This window comes from Kitasatospora setae KM-6054 (assembly GCF_000269985.1).
In the GTDB taxonomy this organism is placed as follows: Bacteria; Actinomycetota; Actinomycetes; order Streptomycetales; family Streptomycetaceae; genus Kitasatospora; species Kitasatospora setae.
This window is the reverse complement of record NC_016109.1, coordinates 2489742-2507089: the sequence shown is the minus strand read 5'-3', so window position 1 is coordinate 2507089 and position 17348 is coordinate 2489742. Positions and strand designations below refer to the sequence as shown.

General features: G+C 72.7%; 15 protein-coding genes and 2 pseudogenes. 13 read left to right on the top strand and 4 right to left on the bottom strand.

Features of this window, described 5'->3' with window-relative positions; genetic code table 11:
• Positions 1-4: 4 nt before the first annotated feature.
• Positions 5-1321 carry a condensation domain-containing protein gene (locus tag KSE_RS11115; protein WP_033260248.1) on the bottom strand — a complete coding sequence of 439 codons (1317 nt, stop codon included), beginning with the start codon at positions 1319-1321 and terminating at the stop codon, positions 5-7.
• A 228-nt stretch (positions 1322-1549) separates the two neighbouring features.
• On the opposite strand from KSE_RS11115, the gene KSE_RS11110 reads away from it, so the two are divergent.
• Positions 1550-2575, top strand: coding sequence for a helix-turn-helix domain-containing protein (locus KSE_RS11110; RefSeq protein ID WP_014135398.1), 1026 nt, complete (start codon positions 1550-1552; stop codon positions 2573-2575).
• Positions 2576-2625: 50 nt separating this feature from the next.
• Positions 2626-3915 (top strand): MFS transporter, encoded by a 1290-nt coding sequence (locus KSE_RS11105; protein WP_014135397.1) that lies wholly within the window; start codon positions 2626-2628, stop codon positions 3913-3915.
• Positions 3916-3955: 40 nt separating this feature from the next.
• On the opposite strand, the gene KSE_RS11100 is transcribed toward KSE_RS11105, so the two are convergent.
• On the bottom strand, positions 3956-4237 hold the full coding sequence (locus KSE_RS11100; RefSeq protein ID WP_051055777.1) for a helix-turn-helix domain-containing protein: 282 nt from the start codon (positions 4235-4237) through the stop codon (positions 3956-3958).
• A 738-nt stretch (positions 4238-4975) separates the two neighbouring features.
• Between KSE_RS11100 and KSE_RS11095 the strand changes: the two genes are divergently transcribed.
• The 10 genes and pseudogenes from KSE_RS11095 (at position 4976) to KSE_RS11055 (ending at position 14076) form a co-directional block, all read left to right on the top strand.
• On the top strand, positions 4976-5185 hold the full coding sequence (locus KSE_RS11095) for a hypothetical protein (protein ID WP_014135395.1): 210 nt from the start codon (positions 4976-4978) through the stop codon (positions 5183-5185).
• Between the two features lie 24 nt (positions 5186-5209).
• Positions 5210-6034 (top strand): annotated as a pseudogene (locus tag KSE_RS44530) (FAD-linked oxidase C-terminal domain-containing protein); the annotation flags it as partial.
• Positions 6035-6334: 300 nt separating this feature from the next.
• A complete protein-coding gene (locus tag KSE_RS44525) occupies positions 6335-7291 on the top strand; it encodes a TIGR03557 family F420-dependent LLM class oxidoreductase (protein ID WP_033260256.1) in 957 nt (318 codons plus the stop codon).
• A gap of 778 nt (positions 7292-8069) precedes the next feature.
• Entirely contained in the window at positions 8070-9704 is a 1635-nt protein-coding gene (locus tag KSE_RS11085) for a PP2C family protein-serine/threonine phosphatase (RefSeq protein ID WP_081539373.1), read from the top strand.
• 148 nt (positions 9705-9852) lie between these two features.
• Positions 9853-10326: a hemerythrin domain-containing protein gene (locus KSE_RS11080; RefSeq protein WP_014135391.1), complete on the top strand. Its 474-nt coding sequence runs from the start codon at positions 9853-9855 to the stop codon at positions 10324-10326.
• 107 nt (positions 10327-10433) lie between these two features.
• On the top strand, positions 10434-10895 hold the full coding sequence (locus KSE_RS11075; protein ID WP_014135390.1) for an SRPBCC family protein: 462 nt from the start codon (positions 10434-10436) through the stop codon (positions 10893-10895).
• A gap of 84 nt (positions 10896-10979) precedes the next feature.
• Positions 10980-11243, top strand: a complete 264-nt coding sequence (locus KSE_RS46220; protein ID WP_014135389.1) for a hypothetical protein — start codon at positions 10980-10982, stop codon at positions 11241-11243.
• 17 nt (positions 11244-11260) lie between these two features.
• Positions 11261-12550, top strand: a complete 1290-nt coding sequence (locus KSE_RS44520) for a CinA family protein (protein ID WP_014135388.1) — start codon at positions 11261-11263, stop codon at positions 12548-12550.
• Positions 12551-12727: 177 nt separating this feature from the next.
• Positions 12728-12988, top strand: a complete 261-nt coding sequence (locus KSE_RS11060) for a DUF4235 domain-containing protein (RefSeq protein WP_014135387.1) — start codon at positions 12728-12730, stop codon at positions 12986-12988.
• A 356-nt stretch (positions 12989-13344) separates the two neighbouring features.
• Entirely contained in the window at positions 13345-14076 is a 732-nt protein-coding gene (locus KSE_RS11055; RefSeq protein ID WP_051055174.1) for a hypothetical protein, read from the top strand.
• 811 nt (positions 14077-14887) lie between these two features.
• Here the strand turns inward: KSE_RS11055 and KSE_RS39860 are convergent.
• Positions 14888-15678 (bottom strand): IS5 family transposase gene (locus KSE_RS39860; RefSeq protein ID WP_106437641.1). Its coding sequence is split into 2 segments (ribosomal slippage): positions 14888-15363 and positions 15363-15678, totalling 792 coding nucleotides; the frame shifts between segments, so codons are not numbered across the junction.
• A 40-nt stretch (positions 15679-15718) separates the two neighbouring features.
• The gene (locus KSE_RS42070) at positions 15719-16198 is read right to left on the bottom strand and encodes a hypothetical protein (protein ID WP_148283086.1); all 480 of its coding nucleotides are present in this window, start codon (positions 16196-16198) and stop codon (positions 15719-15721) included.
• Positions 16199-16748: 550 nt separating this feature from the next.
• Here KSE_RS42070 and KSE_RS11040 point away from each other — a divergent pair.
• A pseudogene (locus KSE_RS11040) lies at positions 16749-17279 on the top strand (transposase family protein); the annotation flags it as partial.
• Between the last annotated feature and the right edge of the window lie 69 nt (positions 17280-17348).

The following is a 17348-nucleotide window of genomic DNA, read 5'->3' as shown; positions in this document are numbered from 1 at the left end:
CAATTCACACGGGATTCGGAACCTCGGCCCGATCCAGTCGGTCCGCCAGTTCCCTTGCGGTGTCGCCGGGTTGCGCAATCGCGTCGAAGACCGCCAATGCGTCGGCGCACAGTTCTTCGGCGTCGCGGATACCGTCCGGTGAACCCCCGGAGAACACCCGGGTGAACAGTCGGGACTCGCTGAACCGGAACCGCAGCGTCGTCACCGTGAGGTCGTGGGCCGGCGCGAACGGACCCAGGGTGCGCACCCCGGTCGACCCCCCGGGACTGCTCAGCACGCCGGTGGCGTCGGCGCTCTGCACGTCCACGTGCAGCTGCAGGTAGTCGGCGCCGTCCTCCAGCAGGGCCGCCCCGTACTCGGGCACCGCGCACAGCAGTTCCGGCACGCTCAGCCGGGCGTACCTGGCCGCCCGCCACACGGCGGCCTGCACCCGTCCGACCAGCGCGGACAGCGGCTCCCCGGGGTCGATCCGGCACGGGATCGGACGGTCCATCACGAAGTTGCCGGCCGTGGCCCGCTCCACCGCGTCCCGCCGGGTGGAGACCGGCGTGTGCAGCAGGAAGGCCGAACGGCCGGAGCGCCGCCAGACCGCGACCGCGGTGACCGCGGCCAGCACCGCGAAGGGGGTGGCCCGGCACGCCTGCACCAGCTCGCGCAGCCGCCGGTGGGCCTCCCCGCCCGGCACCTCGCGGTCCACCTGGGCGCGCACCCACGCGGCGCGCGGCCCGGCCCGCCGGACGATTCCCGCGAGCGGCCGCGTCCCGGCCGCCGCCCGGCGCCAGTGGGCGATTTCCGCCGCGGCCTCCCGGTCGCCGACCGCGCGGGCCAGGGCGATTTCCGGAAAGCTCCCGGTGGATTCCGTCGGACGGCCCGCGAGAAGCGCCGAAAGGTCGTTTCCGAGCAGCCCTCCGGAATACCCGTCGGCCACCAGGTGATCGACCGTCCCGAGTACCTGGAGAGGGTCTCCGGCATCGTTTTTGATGATGTCGAAACGCGCCCTCGAAGGCGCCAGGGGGATATTGTGAAGATCGCTGCGGAGGCGGTCGAACTCCGCCTCCAGGGAATTCCCGGAGAGCCCTCGCGAAACCGGCTCGACCGTCTCCCGGGAGACCGCCTGGAGGAACGGCGAGGAGCCGACCGAGCGGCTGAGCAGCCCATCATGCCTGCTGGTCAGGGCGGCGATCGCGGTGCGGACGGCCTCCTCGGAGGTGCCCGCGGGGACGGCTGCCCCAAAGCTGACATTGTGGAATATGCCGGGCCCGAAGACCCCGTCGAGAAACAGCATGCTGCGCTGCTCAGCGGTCAAGGGAAATGCACTCACCCGAGCACCTTCTTCCGGCACGGAGGACACCTTGCGAGCGCGCTCGGACAAGGGATCGCGAACTTGACACACCAGCGGACAAGCCTTGTCGGGCTATCCGCCGCTCGCTACCCTCCGATTGGCTCTGCACCCATTCTTGAGCGGGCGGTTCCCTCGTCACAACGCCGCCCGTGTGGCAAGGAAGTGCAGGGACAGAAGTGGACAGTCACCGGATAAGGGGGATCCTCGATGGACTCAGCACCCAGGACGAGACCGCAACCGGAAGAGCCCGACGACCTGTCACGCGCGGTCTACCTGCACTGCCTGGTGCACGAGGGCAGCGACGCGCACGCCGTCTGCCGGGCGCTCGACCTGTCGGCGGCGGAGGCCGAGGCGGCGATCGCCGTGCTGCTGGAGCTCCGGCTGCTGCGCGCGGTCGGCCCGCACGGCGTCCTGGTGCCGGTGTCGCCGCAGTCCGCCGCCGCGGACCTGATCGAACCGTGGCAGCAGGAGGTGCAGGAGCGCCAGCAGCGGATGGCGGTCGTCGGCGACCGGATCCGCGGCTACGTCGGCACCTACGCCGACTTCCTGAACGGGCACACGCCGACCGGGTCCAGCTTCCGGGTCGACGACCGGGGCTCGCTCGTCCAGCGGCTGCGCGAGGCCGCGCACGCCTGCCGCGGCGAACTCCTCGTGCTGCGCCCGGCGGACTCGGCGCCCGCCGACTCCGGCGACCTGCTCGCGGACACCGAGGACGCCGTGCTCTCCGGCCTCGCCCCCGACGTGGAGCTCCGGGTGCTCACCCAGCACGCCGCCCGGTCCAGCCCGGCGGCCCGGTCCGGGCTGCACGGCCTGCACCAGGCCGGCGCCGAGATCCGCACCACCGCCGACGTCCCGCTCCGCCTCCTGCTCTTCGACCGCGAACTCGCCGTGCTGTTCGCCGAACCCGACGACCCGGGGTGCGCCACCGTGGTCACCGACCCCCGGATCGCCTCCTTCCTCGGGACCCTGCACGACCGGATGTGGGACACCGCGGCGGCGTTCATCCGACGCGCCGACGAGGCGGCGCCCCGGCTCGACGCGGGCGACCTCCGCACGGCCATCCTCGAACTGCTGTCGGCCGGCCACTCCGACGACGCGATCGCCCGCAAGCTCGCCATCTCGCTGCGCACCTGCCGCCGGCACGTCTCCGAACTGCTCACCACCCTCGACGCCCGCACCCGCTTCCAGGCCGGCGTCGAGGCGGTCCGCCTCGGACTGGTCCCCACCCCCTGACCACTCCTTCCTCCCCGCCCTTCCCCGGCACCGACCGAACGGACCCGCCCATGGCCACCCCCACCCCCACCCCCGCGACCGCCGACGAGCCGGCCGGCCGCCCCGCCGTCCCGCTGTGGACCCGGGACTTCCGCTACTACTTCACCGCCCGGCTCGTCTCGCTGCTCGGCGACGCGATGCTGCCGGTCGCCCTGATGTACGGCGTGGTCTCGCTCGGCTACGGCGCCTCCGGAGTCGGCTACGTCCTCGCCTCCCAGATGCTCCCGCTGGCGGTGTTCGTGCTCTTCGGCGGCGTGCTCGCCGACCGCTTCACCCCCCGCCGGATGATGATCGGCGCCGACGCGCTCCGGCTGCTGGTCCAGGGCTGCGCCGCCGCCTCGTTCGCCGTCGGCCACCCCCCGCTGTGGCTGCTGATGGGCCTGGCCGCGCTCAGCGGCACCGCGACCGCCGCGTTCCAGCCCGGTGTCGCCAGCGTGGTGCCGCAGGTGGCCGTCGACCTCCAGCGGGCCAACGCCACGCTCCGGATCGCCGAGGCGATCGCCACCATGGGGGGCCCGACCCTGGCCGCGCTGCTGCTGGCCGTCGGCGACGTGGCCACCGTCCTGGCCCTGGACGCCGGGACCTTCGCGGTCAGCGGCCTGTGCCTGCTGATGCTGCGGCTGGCGCCGGTGCCCCGGCCGGCCCGCAAGGCGTCGACCTGGCGCAACCTGGTGGAAGGCTGGCACGAGTTCCGGTCCCGCACCTGGCTGTGGGCGGTGATCGTGGTCTGGGTGGTCAACGGCCTCGTCGCCTTCGGCCCGATCCGCCCGGTCACCACCGTGCTGGTGACCGGCGCGTACGGTGCGGCCGGCCTCGGCGCGGTGTGGACCGCGTTCGGCGCGGGCAACGTCCTCGGAGGTCTGCTCGGCGTCAGGCTGCGCCCGGCCCGCCCGCTGGCGGCCGGCGCGACGGCGATGCTGGTCTGGGCACTGATGCCGCTGTCGAACGCCCTGGCGCTGCCGCTCTGGGGCCGGGCCGCCTGCTTCGCCGCCGGCGGCGCGGCCTGGGCGTTCTGGAGCGTCATGTGGGCCACCAGCGTCCAGTCGCACGTGCCCGGCGAGGTCCTCAACCGGGTGTACGCCTACGACGTGGCCGGCTCGCTGATCGCCTTCCCGGCCGGCCAGGCGCTGGCCGGCCCGGTCAGCGAACTGCTCGGCGCCCGCACCGCGCAGACCGCGTCGGCCGTGGTGGCCACCGCCTCCTTCGTCGTGCTGCTGCTGGTCCGGGCCGTCCGCACGCTCCCCCGCGCCGACCGTCCGCGACCCGCCGCGGCCCCGGCGCCCGAGCCCGCCGACGCCTGACCCCGGCCGCCGGGCGGCCGGGGTGCCGGGGTGCCACGGGTCAGGTGTCGGCCGCGGGGTCCGAGCCGGCCCGGCGGTCGCGCAGCTGCTCGTTGACGCGCAGGGCTTCTTCGAGCTGGTCCTCCAGGATGATGATCCGGCAGGCCGCGTCGATGGCGGTGCCCTGGTCGACGAGGTCGCGGGCGCGCATCGCGATGCGCAACTGGTAGCGGGAGTAGCGGCGGTGGCCGCCCTCGGAGCGCAGCGGGGTGATCAGGCCCTGGTCGCCGAGTGCGCGCAGGAAGCCGGCGGTGGTGCCGGTCATCGCGGCGGCGCGGCCCATGGTGTAGGCGGGATAGTCGTCGTCGTCGAACGAGCTGACGGGGTCCGGGGTGGGGGGCTTGTCGGTCGTCGTAGTCACTGCACCTCTCTTGGTTCCCGAGGAACGCGTCGAGGGGCCCCGGCGCCATGACGGCTCCGGGGCCCCGAAGGGGAAACAACACCACCTACCGGCCTGGGCCGGCTTCCTTGTTCCGCGCCGCCCCGGTGAAGGGGACCTGCGGGGATCGCGTATGCGTGACCGGAAACCACCGTCCTCGTGCTCAAAGGGGGTCTGCGGTGTCCGCCCGGGTGAAAGGCATCACGGGCCGGGCGATCCTGATGGCGCTCTGTCCCTCCGTTCTTCCTCTTCTTCGCGGATTCTTGCCTCTACTGCTGGTCCTGCCGGCCGCGGCACGTGCCGTACCACCGCCGTCACTCGTCGGCAGCCCCTGATGCCTGCGGGCCGCCCAGCCCGGTCGTCGGCCCCGTCGCCTCGATGCACACTCCGGCTCCAGGACCCCACAACCGTGCCGACCTGCGAACTTCTCTGAACTCTTCCCGCCAGTTCGTGTCTGCCGGGCCTTCAGCTGACTGCGCTTACGAGAGAAACGCTAGCTCCGCGCTATCGCAATGTCTACTCCGGCTGGCATAGATTTTCCGGTGTCCAAGGCAGAGGTAGTCTGCGCTCCGCGGAGTCGGGGCGAGGCGCGCGGAAATCCGGCCAGGGCCACGAGCGGCAGCACGGACAGGAGGGGCACCGGTGGAAGAGCCGAACACCACAGGCCGAGAGGGCGCCCCCGACCCGCACGGGCGGACCTCCCTGGTGGCCGCCCTCGCCGAAGCCGTCCGCGACCGCGACGAGCGGAGCCTGCGCCGCCTGCTGGCCCGCTTCGCCGAACAGGTCACCGTCACCGACCTGCACGCCCTGCGCGACGCCCTCGACCCCCGCCGCCACCCCGACTCGCCGTGACCCGCCGCCGCGAAGGCCCGCGCGATCGGCCGCGGTGAGGACGACCCGTCGGCGGCGCTCCCGGACGAGCCGGCCCGCGAGCGGGAGTTGCTCAAGGCCCGCGAGGCCGGGCTCGGGGTGACGGCCCGCCCGCCGGACGGCTCCGAGACCTGGGAAGGCCGGGAGGACTCGGCCGTCGCGCGGCAGAAGCTGGGCGCCTACCTGCGCGACCTGGAACGGCTCTTCGACCGCTACGGCTACCAGCAGACCTCCCTCTACGGGCACTTCGGGCAAGGCTGCGTGCACACCCGCATCCCGTTCGAGCTGCGCGAGGGCAAGGGCGTCGAGGCGTTCGGGAACTTCCTCTTCGACGCCGCCGACCTCGTCGCCTCCTGCGGCGGCTCCCTGTCCGGTGAGCACGGCGACGGGCAGGCCCGCGGCGAGCTCCTGCCCCGGATGTTCACCCCGCGGCTCATCGAGGCCATGGCCGGGCTCAAGGCGCTGTTCGACCCCGGCAACCGGATGAACCCCGGCAAGGCCGTCCGCCCGAACCCCGTCGACAGCCACCTGCGCCCTCGTGCGCACTACGCCATGGGCTGGCTCCCGCTGCGGGCCCGCCTCACCCGGGCCGTGCCGGGCCTCGCCCCGGCGGCGAACGCCGCCCTCGCCCAAGCCCACGGCCTGCAGCCGTCCGGGCACTGCGCCCCACGCGTTCACGCCCACCCGGCCGCGTCGATCCCCGACCTGCGCCACCTGGAGTGGTTCCACGACCACGCCCGCATCGAGGACCTGCTCTTCGACGGCGCTCCGCACCCCGACGACGGCCTCCTGAACCCCGGAGCCGACGGCCGGCCCGGGCTGGGACCGGCGCTCCGCGCCGACGTCGCCGAGCGGTACCGGGACCCCGGCCGACACCGTGCCCCGCGCCGCGGCCCAGTACGGCATCGGACGGCCCGAAGGGGTCCGCAGATCCAGCGGAGGCTGCGGGCGCTGCGGGGAGGGGCGCTCGACCACCTTGATCCTGACCATGTCCAGCACCTCCTCGATCATTCGAGCGCCTGCCCGCCCGGCCCCGTCCCATCGAACCGGGGCCGCTCGGGCGTGATAGTCGCGCGCCATCGGGGCACCCGCTCATGGAGGGGGGACCCCACCGGAGAGGAGCGGGAACCGATGACCGAGTACGGGTACTTCCTGTCGTGCGAGGAGTTCACCCCGGCGGAACTGATCGAGCAGGCCCGGCGGGCCCAGCAGGCCGGGTTCACCCGGCTGGCGATCTCCGACCACTTCCACCCCTGGAACGACGCCCAGGGCAACAGCGCGTTCGTCTGGTCGATGATCGGCGCCCTGTCGCAGGTGGTGGGCCTGCCGGTCACCACGCTGGTGACCTGCCCGACGGTGCGGCTGCACCCGGCGGTGACCGCGCAGGCCGCCGCGACCTCCAGCGTCCTGCTCGGCGGGCGCTTCGCGCTGGGGGTGGGCACCGGTGAGGCGCTCAACGAGCACGTCCACGGTGACCGGTGGCCCTCCTTCGACGAGCGCGCCGACATGCTGGAGGAAGCGGTGGAGGTGATGCGCGAGCTGTTCGCCGGCGAGTCGGTCAGCCGTCGCGGTCGGCACTACACGGTGGACAACGCCCGCCTGTACACCGCCCCCGAGGGCCCGCTGCCGGTCCTGGTGTCGGGGTTCGGTCCGAAGGCCGCCCACCTGGCCGGCCGGATCGGGGACGGCTTCGTCACCATGACACCCGACGCCGACCTGGTGGGCGCCTTCCGCGAGGGCGGGGGAGCGGGCAAGAAGGTGGTGGGCGGAGTGAAGGTGTGCTGGGGCGGCGACCGCGACGAGGCCGTCGACACGGTGCACCGGCTGTGGCCGACCGAACTGCTGCCGGGCGAACTCGCCCAACTCCTGCCCACCCCGGCGCACTTCGAGCAGGCCAGTGCGTTGGTCACCCGCGAGATGGTCGCCGACGCGGTCACCTGCGGGGACGAAGCGGAAGAGCACGTGGAGACGGTGCGGGCCTACGCGCGGGCCGGGTTCGACGAGGTGTACGTCGGGCAGATCGGCCCGGACCAGGACGCCTTCTTCGACGCCTACCGCGAGCTGGTGCTGCCCGCCCTCGGCCGCTGAGGCGCGAGCTGTTCGCAGGAGCGGGATTGGGCCCGCGCCGCGGGGGCAGACGCGAGTGCGCGGCGCGGACCGGCTCGCCGCCCGCCGGCGAGGAGCGTGGGCGTGACGAGCGGCGATGACAAGGTCCGTGACGCGGCGGAGCAGGCCAAGGACGCGATCCACCACTGAGGAAGGTGCCATCGAATGAGCGGCCAGGACGAGAAGGAGCGCGCACGGCGGGCAGAGCCGCCGGTGCGCCGTGAGACCCCCGGCTCCCGGATGACCGGTGAAGGGGCACCGCCCCCGGACGAGGACGAGGAGCCCCGGGACGGCGAACCCGGAAACGGAGCGGGCGCCCCGAGACCGTCGGCGTGAGGGCCGGTTACCGGGGCTCGGCCGGCCAGATCGTGAACGTCCCCCGCTCCTCCCGTACGAGATCCCCGTCGCGCTCGATCGGCCCCGTCTGCGGCGGCTGATCCGGGACAGCCGCGATTCATGACACTTCACGGACCCGGCGCCGCCCGAACCGTGGTGATCACCGGCGGCATCGGCCTGGACGGCGCCCCACGCGAGGCCGAACGGGCAGGCGCGGCGAAGGCGATCGCCATCGAGGCGGACGTCGCCGACCCGGCAGCGGTGGAAGCCGCCGCCCCGCGCGCCGACGACGAACTCGGACCCGTCGACGTGTGGGGCAACGTCGTCGGGTGGGAGGAGCGGTCGGCGGTCGTCGGGGGGGGGGGGGGGGGGGGGAGTCGTACCCGCGGCCCGTGCGGAGCCCGCCTCGTGTCATGCTCGTACCATGGACGTCCATGCCGAGCACGAGACTTCGCGGCCCGGGGGGAGCGGTGACGAGGACGTCTTCTCCTCGCGCCGGTACCTGGCACGCCGGCAACCGCCCGTGGCCGGTGCCGGCACCGGTTCGGCGGGATCCGTGGTCCAAGACGTGCTGGCCGGTGTACCCGGGTCGGTGACCTTCCTGCAGCCGGTTCTCGGCCCGGACGGTGAGATCCGGGACCTTCGCTTCGCGGCGGCGTCGCCCGGGGCAGTGGACATCGGCGGACGGCGGGGCCGCGGACTGCTCGGGCTCCAGGTGCTCCGGACCTACCCCGGGGCGGCGGGCACCGACCTCTGGCAGGGCTATCTGAAGGCCCTGCGGACCGGCGAGGTCCACGAGGGGGAGCTGGAGTACGAGGAGGTCGCGGCCGGTATCCCGCGTCGCTCCCGCTACCGGGTGCGGGCCGTGCCGTGCCAGGGCGGTCTGATCGTTTCGTGGACCCGCCTGGACACCGGCGAGCGCCGGCAGCGCCGCCTGGCGGACATGCAGCGCCTGGCCCGGATGGGCTGGGCCGACTGGGACCTGGCCCGCGACGTCATCACCTGGTCCGACGAGGTCTACACGGTCTTCGACCGTGATCCGGCCCTGGGCCCCATGGGCCTGGAGGAGCTGCCCACCCACGTGCCCGCCGAGGACCTGCCCGCCCTGGGTGCCGCGGTCCGGCGACTGCTGGGCGACGGCGAGCCGATCGACCACACCTTCCGGATCGCCACCCCGCGCGGAGAGGTGCGACACGTGCGGATCGTCGCGGAGGCCGAACCCGACGTGCACGGCGACCCGGTGGAGGTCCACGGCTTCTTCCAGGACCGCACCGGCGCGAAACGGGCCGAGCGGCAACTCCTCGACCACCAGCAGGCCGTGCTCGCGCAGCAGAGCCAACTGACGGCCGAACGCCGGCTCGCCGCCCGTCTCCAGGAGACCCTCCTTCCGGTGTCCCACCAGACCCGGCACCTCGCGGGCCTGACCGTCGACGTCGCCTACCAGCCCCTCCAGGAGGGCCTCAACCTCGGTGGCGACTGGTACAGCGTCATCGAACTGCCGGACGGTGACGCGCTGTTCGTCGTCGGTGACGTCGCCGGCCACGGACTCGACGCGGTCGCCACCATGGCTCTGCTGCGATTCACGGCCAAGGGCATGGCCATCACGGGCACACCGCTGCCCGCCGTCCTGACCCGCCTGAACGCCTTGCTGCTGCACACGCCTGACCACGGCGTCGACACCGCCACCATGATCATGGCCTGCTACGACCCGGCGGCGTCCCGGCTGACCTGGGTGCGGGCCGGTCACCTGCCCCCGCTGCTGGTGCGCGGCGGGAAGGCCCGTCTCCTGGAGGCCCCGGCGGGGATGCTGCTGGGTGCCGCCACGCACGCCCACTACGAGGCGGCCACCCTGGACCTGCTGCCCGGCGACCACCTGCTCCTGTACACGGACGGTCTCGTGGAGCTCCCGGGCGAGCCCCTCGACAAGGGCTTGGCCCGTCTGGCCCGCACGGCCGAGTCCCACCTGGCCGGCCCGCGCTGCGTGGGCCCGCTCGTGCGGGCGCTCGTGGGGCCGTACGAGCGCCGCGACGACATCTGCGCCCTGCACATCGCCCGCTGACGCCGTACTCGGTGCCGCCGGGCACCTCCGCCCCGGTGAGCCTGCCGGGGTACGCGGGTGGTCGCCCGGCCGCGGCGCGGAGTGAGGTGCGCCGGCCGGGGTAGCCGAGGGTGCGTCCCGAACGTGTGCGAAACAGGAGGAACCCGGCGTGGACGCGATCGTGCTGCTCAAGGACGACCACAAGACGGTGGAGAAGCTGTTCAAGGAGTTCGAGAAGGCCGGCGAGGAGGCGTACGCGGAGAAGCGCCGGATCGCCGACCAGGTGATCGAGGAGCTGACCGTCCACGCCGTGATCGAGGAGCAGGTGTTCTACCCGGCCGCCCGCGAGGCCGCCCCCGACACGAAGGACCACGTGCTGGAGAGCGTCGAGGAGCACCACGTGGTGGTGTGGATGCTCGCCGAGCTGGCCGGCCTGGACCCGGAGGACGAGCGGTTCGACGCGAAGATGACGGTGCTGATCGAGAACGTGCGCCACCACGTCGAGGAGGAGGAGAAGGAGTGGTTCCCCGAGGTCCGCAAGGCCATGGGCCGCAACCGCCTGGTCGAGCTCGGCGAGCGGCTCCAGGAGGCGAAGAAGACCGCCACCCGCGACCCGCTCGAGGTCCCCAGCGCCACCGCCTGACGCCCGCCGAAGGGCAGGGGAGAAACCGGGCGGCTCGGTGCATCAGCGGCCGCGGGCGGGGCAGACGAACGGACGAAGTGTCCGATTCGTCCGGAAGGAATCTCGCGATGAGCACGGTGCAGGAGTCCATCGAGGTCGAGGTGCCGCTGAGCACCGCCTACAACCAGTGGACGCAGTTCGAGGACTTCCCCCGCTTCATGGAGGGCGTCGAGCAGGTCACCCAGGTCGACGAGCGCCACAACCACTGGCGCACCAAGGTCGCCGGGGTGACGCGCGAGTTCGACACCGAGATCGTCGACCAGCTGCCTGACCACAAGATCGCCTGGCGCACGCTGGGCGGCGAGGTCCGGCAGATGGGCGTGGTCACCTTCGAGCCGCTCGACGAGGCGCGCACCCAGGTGCGCCTGGCGATCGACTTCGAGCCCGACGGCGTCGCGGAGAAGGCGGCCGACGCGATGGGCCTGGTCGACCGCCGGGTGAAGGGCGACCTCAAGCGGTTCAAGTCCTTCGTCGAGGAGCGCGGCGTGGCGGAGGGCGGCTGGCGCGGGCGGATCACCCCCGGCAGCTGACCTGGGCACCCGCGGTGCGGGGGCGCCGACCGGACGGGTCGGCGCCCCCGTTTTCCGTTCCGCCGGCCGGGCACACGCCGGGGCATGGACCAACCCCAGGCACCGGTGCTCGAAGCCCTCGCCGCGTTCCACGCGAACCCGCCGACCACCTGCACGCCACCCGGTTACCAGCAGGGCCGCGGCACCGACGCGTGCGTCCACGTTCCCGGTATCCCCGCCGCCCTGCCGGGCGAGCGCCTCGACCAGGACGTCATCGACTACCCGCGGACCGGCCTCGACGCCGGCATGCCCATCCCCGATCGCGCCGACCCGCGCCCGGACAGCGTGCGCGTCGCCGTCGAAACCTGACCCGCCCGCCGGTCCTCATGCCGTACTCCGCCGTACCCCCGTCCTCCCGCCGCACAGCGCGGGCGGCGCCCGAGCGCCCGGGCCGCGGTCGGACCGGTGTCCTGGCCCGCCGGATCACCGCCGCCCTCGCGGCGGCCGGGCACACCGTCGCCGTCGCGGAATCCCTCACCGCCGGCCGCCTCGCCACCGCCCTCGCGGACGCCCCGGGCGCCGGACGGACCTTCCTCGGAGCCGTCGTCGCCTACGACACCCGCCTCAAGGCGACTCTCCTGCGCGTCGACCCCGTCCTCCTGGCCGAGCGGGGAGCCGTGGACCCCGACGTCGCCGCACAGATGGCGCACGGCGCCCGCGTCCTGACCGGCGCCACCTACGCCCTCGCCACCACCGGCGTCGCCGGCCCCGCCCCGCAGGACGGCCGGCCGGTCGGCACCGTCCACCTCGCCGCCGCCACCCCGGCCCGCACCGTCGTCACCGCACCGTCGTCACCGCACCCGAACCGCCGTCGGGCCGCCGCGAGGCCATCCAGGACGGCGCCGTCCTGGCCGCGCTCCAACTCCTCCACGACCTCCTGCGGCCCCCCGCCTCCGGGCCCCGGCCGGGGCGAGCCCCGTGAGGCGGCCCCAGCCAGGGGAAGCCGCGCGGGCGCGGGCGCCGTCGGCCGCCGCCGCTCCGGGCCGGTGGGCTCGTGCTCTGCTCATGTCGCCCACAGCGGCTCGCCGACGCTTCGCCCCATGCAAGGGCGCCCCACGTCCGGGGCGCCGCCGCCAGCCAGCCAGGAGGGCAGGATGTCTCCTTCACCCCGGGTGCGGCCCCTCGCCGTCTACCTCAACGACCACCTCACCGGAGCCACCGCGGGCGTCGCCCTGGCCCGCCGCACGGCCGGTTCCCACACCACCGGCAGCCGAGCCGGCGCACTGCGGGAACTGGCCGACGACATCGCCCGGGACCGCGACGCGCTCCTACGGATCATGCGGTGCCTCGGCGTACCCGTCCGCCGCTACCGCACCTGGCTGGGCCTCGCGGCGGAGAGGGCCGGCCGCCTCAAGCCCAACGGCACCCTCGTCCGCCGAGCCCCGCTGTCCGACCTGGTCGAACTGGAAACCCTGCGCACCGGCGTCGAAGGGAAAGCCGCCCTCTGGCGGGCCCTCCTGGCCATCGCGGAGCAGGAACCCCGGCTGCGCGCGCCCGAGTTGGAACGCCTGGCCGAGCGGGCCCGGGACCAGGCGCGGCTCCTGGACGGCTGGCACCACGCCGCCAGTACCCAGGTCCTCCCCCCGGACCCGCGGCGCACCGCCTCCGCCGGGTGACCCGCGCAGAGGCCACGCCGCTGCTCGGCGCGTTCGTCCGGGGCGCCCGCCGCCTCGACCGCCGCAAGCCCCCGAGCCCGCCGGGGCAGGCCGGCGGTGGCGAGGCATGGTGCCCCGCCTTCCCGGAAAGACGGGTTGACGTCCGTACCCGTCGGCACCCCACCCCGGAGGTCCGCCATGGTCAAGATCCTCTACAAGCCGCTCGGGCTGCTCCTCGGCGCGCTCGGCGGACTCACCGCCGGGGCGCTCTTCCGGCGCCTGTGGGCGCTGCTGGGCCACCAGGAGGACGCGCCGTCCCCCACCGACCCGGAGCGCACCTGGAAGGAGGTGCTGACCGCAGCCGCTCTGCAGGGTGCGGTCTTCGCCCTGGTCAAGGCAGCGGTCGACCGCGGCGGCGCCGCCGCCACCCACCGCCTCACCGGCACCTGGCCCGGCTGAGCACTCGTCACCGACCCGGACGCCGCGCCCCGGTGACAGCCCCCCGCAAGCGCCGATGGTCGACGTCGCGGGCACCGAGAAGCGGGCCGCCGCCGTACGACGCGTCGTCCGGAACGCCGACGTACCGCACTGAACCCGCACCCGCACCACCGGACAGGGGGACCAGGTGCCACAGGGCGCCTCATCGCGGCGGTCTCCACCCCGCGCTTCACCACGCTGCCCACCTTCGACCGCCACCTGTACGTCACCACCGTCATGCTCGGCGCGGCCGGCAGCCGCGGCCGCTGGTACCGCCGGTGGCCATCGGTGGCACGGGGCAGGGAAGGCGTCGGCACCACCGAGGAGGCGCCGGAACGATGACCGCGCACCATCCTGACAAGCCGAGGCCGGGGCTGCCTCGGCGCCATCCCCGGCACGAGCGCCGGGGCGAGGCCCGGCTGCCCGGGGTGATCGCCACCCTGGTCGCGGCCCTGCTCTACCTCGCGCTGCCGGAGAACCTGCTCGTCGGCCCGCGCTACGTCCTGCCCGCGCTGGAGGTCCTGCTGCTGATCCCGCTGATCGCGGTCAACCCGCGCCGGCTCACCCGGCAGAACCGGTTCTCCCGGACCGTGTCGCTGGCGCTGGTCGGTGTCATCGGCATCAGCAACCTCATCGTGCTCGGCCTGCTCGTCCGGGCGCTGGTCTCCACCGACGTGAAGGACGGCGGCTCGCTGCTGCTGGCGGCCCTCCAGGTCTGGGCGACCGACATCATCGTCTTCGGCCTGGCCTTCTGGGAGCTCGACCGGGGCGGGCCCGTCGTCCGGACCCAGGCGCCCCGCTCCGAGCTGCCGCTCGCCGACTTCCGCTTCTCGCAGGACGAGAACGACGACGCCGTCCAGGAGGTCGCCGACGGCGGCAGCCGCTCCAGCGACTGGACCCCCGCGCTGGTCGACTACCTGTACGTGTCGGTGACCAACTCCACCGCGTTCAGCCCGACCGACACCATGCCGCTCACCACCCGGGCGAAGCTCCTGATGAGCATCGAGAGCATCGCCGCGCTGATCACGTCACTGCTGGTGATCGCCCGCGCCGTCGGCGCCCTGCAGTGAATCCGCCACCCACCTCGATGGGGCGGTGCCGGGTACCGCTTCGTCGGCGCCGGTCGCGCTGACGATCCGCTTCACGGCCCGGTGAGCAGGTCGAGGACGGCACGCTCGACGTCCGCGGTCCGGTGCCGGGCAGACCGCCCGGCTCGGCCGGATCGGGAGCGAGGTCGGGCAGCGCGTCCGCGATGGTGCGGCCTCGGTCGTAGAGCTCGAAGAGGCAGGGGTTGATGGAGGAGGCGCGGCAGACGGCCGGGGTGTTGCCCAGGTATCCGGCGGTCCCCCGGACCACCCGGGCGGCGGCCCGGGACCCGGCCGCGGCGAACCGGCCGGCCGGGCGCCAGGACACGGCGAGTCCGACGGCGGCCGGCACCTCGGTGTTCGACGGCTCGGGGACGGCTTGAGAGCGCAGTCGATGACGAGAGCCCGCATACGCGTCGGCTACCCGGGGCCACCGCACTGATGGCCTGCATCCGGCCCCGGCCACCCCGACGGCCCAGCGTTTCCGCCGGCCAGAGCGCTCCCGACCTGCGGAAACGCTAAGGGGCCGGATCACGTTTCCGCAGGTCAGAGGGGGCCCTACAGGTCGTAGTTCTGATCAAACATGCCTCTGACCTACGAAAACGCAGCCCTCAAACAAGATCATTTCACAACCAGTGCACACGCAGCGCTGATGACGATGGGCGGCCGTGAGAACTGCCGAGCGGTGATGAGCGCATCATGACGGTTGCCCATGCTGGCTGCTACGCGGGGTTGCCGGGGGAGAGGTGTTGTCGTCGCGCAGGCGGGGCTCAGTGCCTACGAACTCGTAACACGATCATGAGGGTGGGTTGTTGAGGCGTCGCCAGCAGATGAGTGCGCAGGCAAGTGAGACGAACGCGTTGTGGAGGTCGAGGCGCCTCTCCCAGCGGACGGCGAGGCGCTTGAACTGGTGGAGCTGGGCGAAGGTCTGCTCGACGACGTAGCGGAGCTTGCCGAGGCCGATGATGTCGGGTTCGCCGCGGCGGGAGATGACGGGCGGGATCCGGCGTTTGCGCAGTTCCTGGCGGTTGGGGTTGCTGTCGTGGCCCTTGTCGCCGAGCAGGGCGTCGGGGCGCTTTCGGGGGTGTCCGACCCGGCCGGCCACGGGAGGGACGCCGTCGACCAGTGCGAGGGCCAGGGTGACGTCGTTGACGTTGGCGGCGGCGGTGATGACATGGAACGGGATGCCGCCGCCGTCGCTGATCAGGTGGTGTTTGCTGCCGGTCTTGCGGCGGTCGACCGGCGAGGGCCCGGTTGCCTCGCCCCCTTTTTCGCGCGTACGTGGGAGGCGTCCACGCAGGCGCGCGTCCAGTCGATCGGGCCGGCCGCGTTCAACTCGGCCAGGAGTATGCGGTGCAGGGCCTCGAAGGCCCCGGCCTTCTGCCAGCGGCCGAGCCGCCGCCGGCGGGTCTGCCCGGAGCCGAAGCCCAGCTCGAGCGGCAGTTGCTGCCAGGTGATGCCGGTGTACGGCACGAACAGGATGCCCTGCAGCCACAGCCGGTCGTCCACCGGACGCGGGCCCGGCGACCGCTCCGGCCACGCCGGAAGCAGCGGCTCGATCCGCGCCCACAACTCGTCGTCCACCATCCACGGCTTCTTGCTCACGCCATCACGAACGGACGAATCGTCACATCGGTAACGCCCCACCAGCGACGATCAGCAAGATCGTGTTACGAGTTCTACGGTGAGGAGGGCGCTGGCGCCGTACGGATGCCAGGGGGACTGGCGTCGTGGGCGCTGTTGCCGGATCCACCCACGGCATTGGCTGGGTGTTCCCGGCCCACCCTCCGAGCTGCAACTGTCTCTGGCAGGAGCCGCAGTGGCCGATGCGGTGGAGGGTCATCAGGGTCGCGTAGTGCAGGGAGAGGCGCCAGATTTCGGCCGCGATTCCTTCGTATGCATATAGATTTTCGGCGAGGATCTTGGGATGGACCAGCCGGTTGCGGATGCGGGTGACGGCTGTGGGGCCGTCGATTCGGCGGTCTGTCGCGTACTTGGCCAGGGCGGGGAGGGCGACCGGGTCGATCGAGGTCGGTTCGCCGGCGGAGGTCAGCAGATACCGCAGTTTGTCCTCGGCGGGGCAGCTCTTGAAATCCTCCCGTGTCATCAGATTCCCCAGGATCAGTTTCGTCCAGGTCAGGTTCTCCAGATACGGGCGCGGCGGAGAGGATCCGTTGTTCGACGAAGCCCGTGGCCACCGCTTCGGTGGCCATCTGCATCTGAAAGCGTGTGGTGCCTTTGAGGGTGAGGTCGGTGAACGCCTGCACGGCGCGGGTGACGAGTTCGGCGCAGTCGTCGGGGCTTGTTGCGGTTGGGCCATCCCGATCCGGTGGTCTGGGCCCGGTCGAGGAGGGGGAGAACCACTGTTCCCAGACGATCTCCCCGCTCGTGTCGTAGCCGATGGAAAGTGCAAGGACGACCTTGCGACCGAACCCGAACGGCAGGCTGACACGGAGGCATTCCAGGACTTCTCGGCCCTCAGTGGGGGAAAAGTCCTCGCCATTGGCGCGCTTGAGTTCCATGACGTGCGTCAGGACGGAGGTGAACTGATCGGTGGCGGTTCGCAAGGCGTCCGAGCGGTCGGGGCGTTGGTCGGTGGTCACCGTCCATCCGTCGACGTCGAAGGACCACCGGCCCCTCCAGTAGCGGGTGCGCTCGCCGTTTCTCTCCCCGAGGCCCTGGTGGGACTGGACGAGTGCGACTTCGTGATCGTCGACGGGCCCCTGATCCCAACCGGCCGGATCAAGGCGGACGAGCCCTACCACTCGCACAAGCACCGCAAGCACGGGATGAACGTGCAGGTCGTCGCCGCACCCGACGGCACGCCCTTGTGGTTCTCCCGCGCCCTGCCGGGTCGCACACACGACCTGACTGCCGCCCGCGCCCACGGAATCGTCCAGGCCTGCCTGACCCGGGAGGTACTCGTCTTGGCGGACCGGGCCTACCGAGGCGCCGGCGCCACCTTCCGCACCCCGTACTACAACCACCACGAACTCCCGGATCACTACCAGCAGTACAACCGCGACCACGCCCGACTCCGAGCACCAGGCGAACGCGCCTTCGCCCAGCTGAAGGCCTGGAAGGTCTTCAGCAGAGCCCGCTGCTCGACCAACCGCATCAGCCGCCTGATCGCCGTCGTCCGCACGCTCATGATCCACACCCTCCTCACCTGCAAAAACTCAGGATGAAAGAGGCTCACTCACGTGCGCGCTCCTTGGCTGGCGAAGGCTCAACAAACAGACCTCATGATCGTGTTA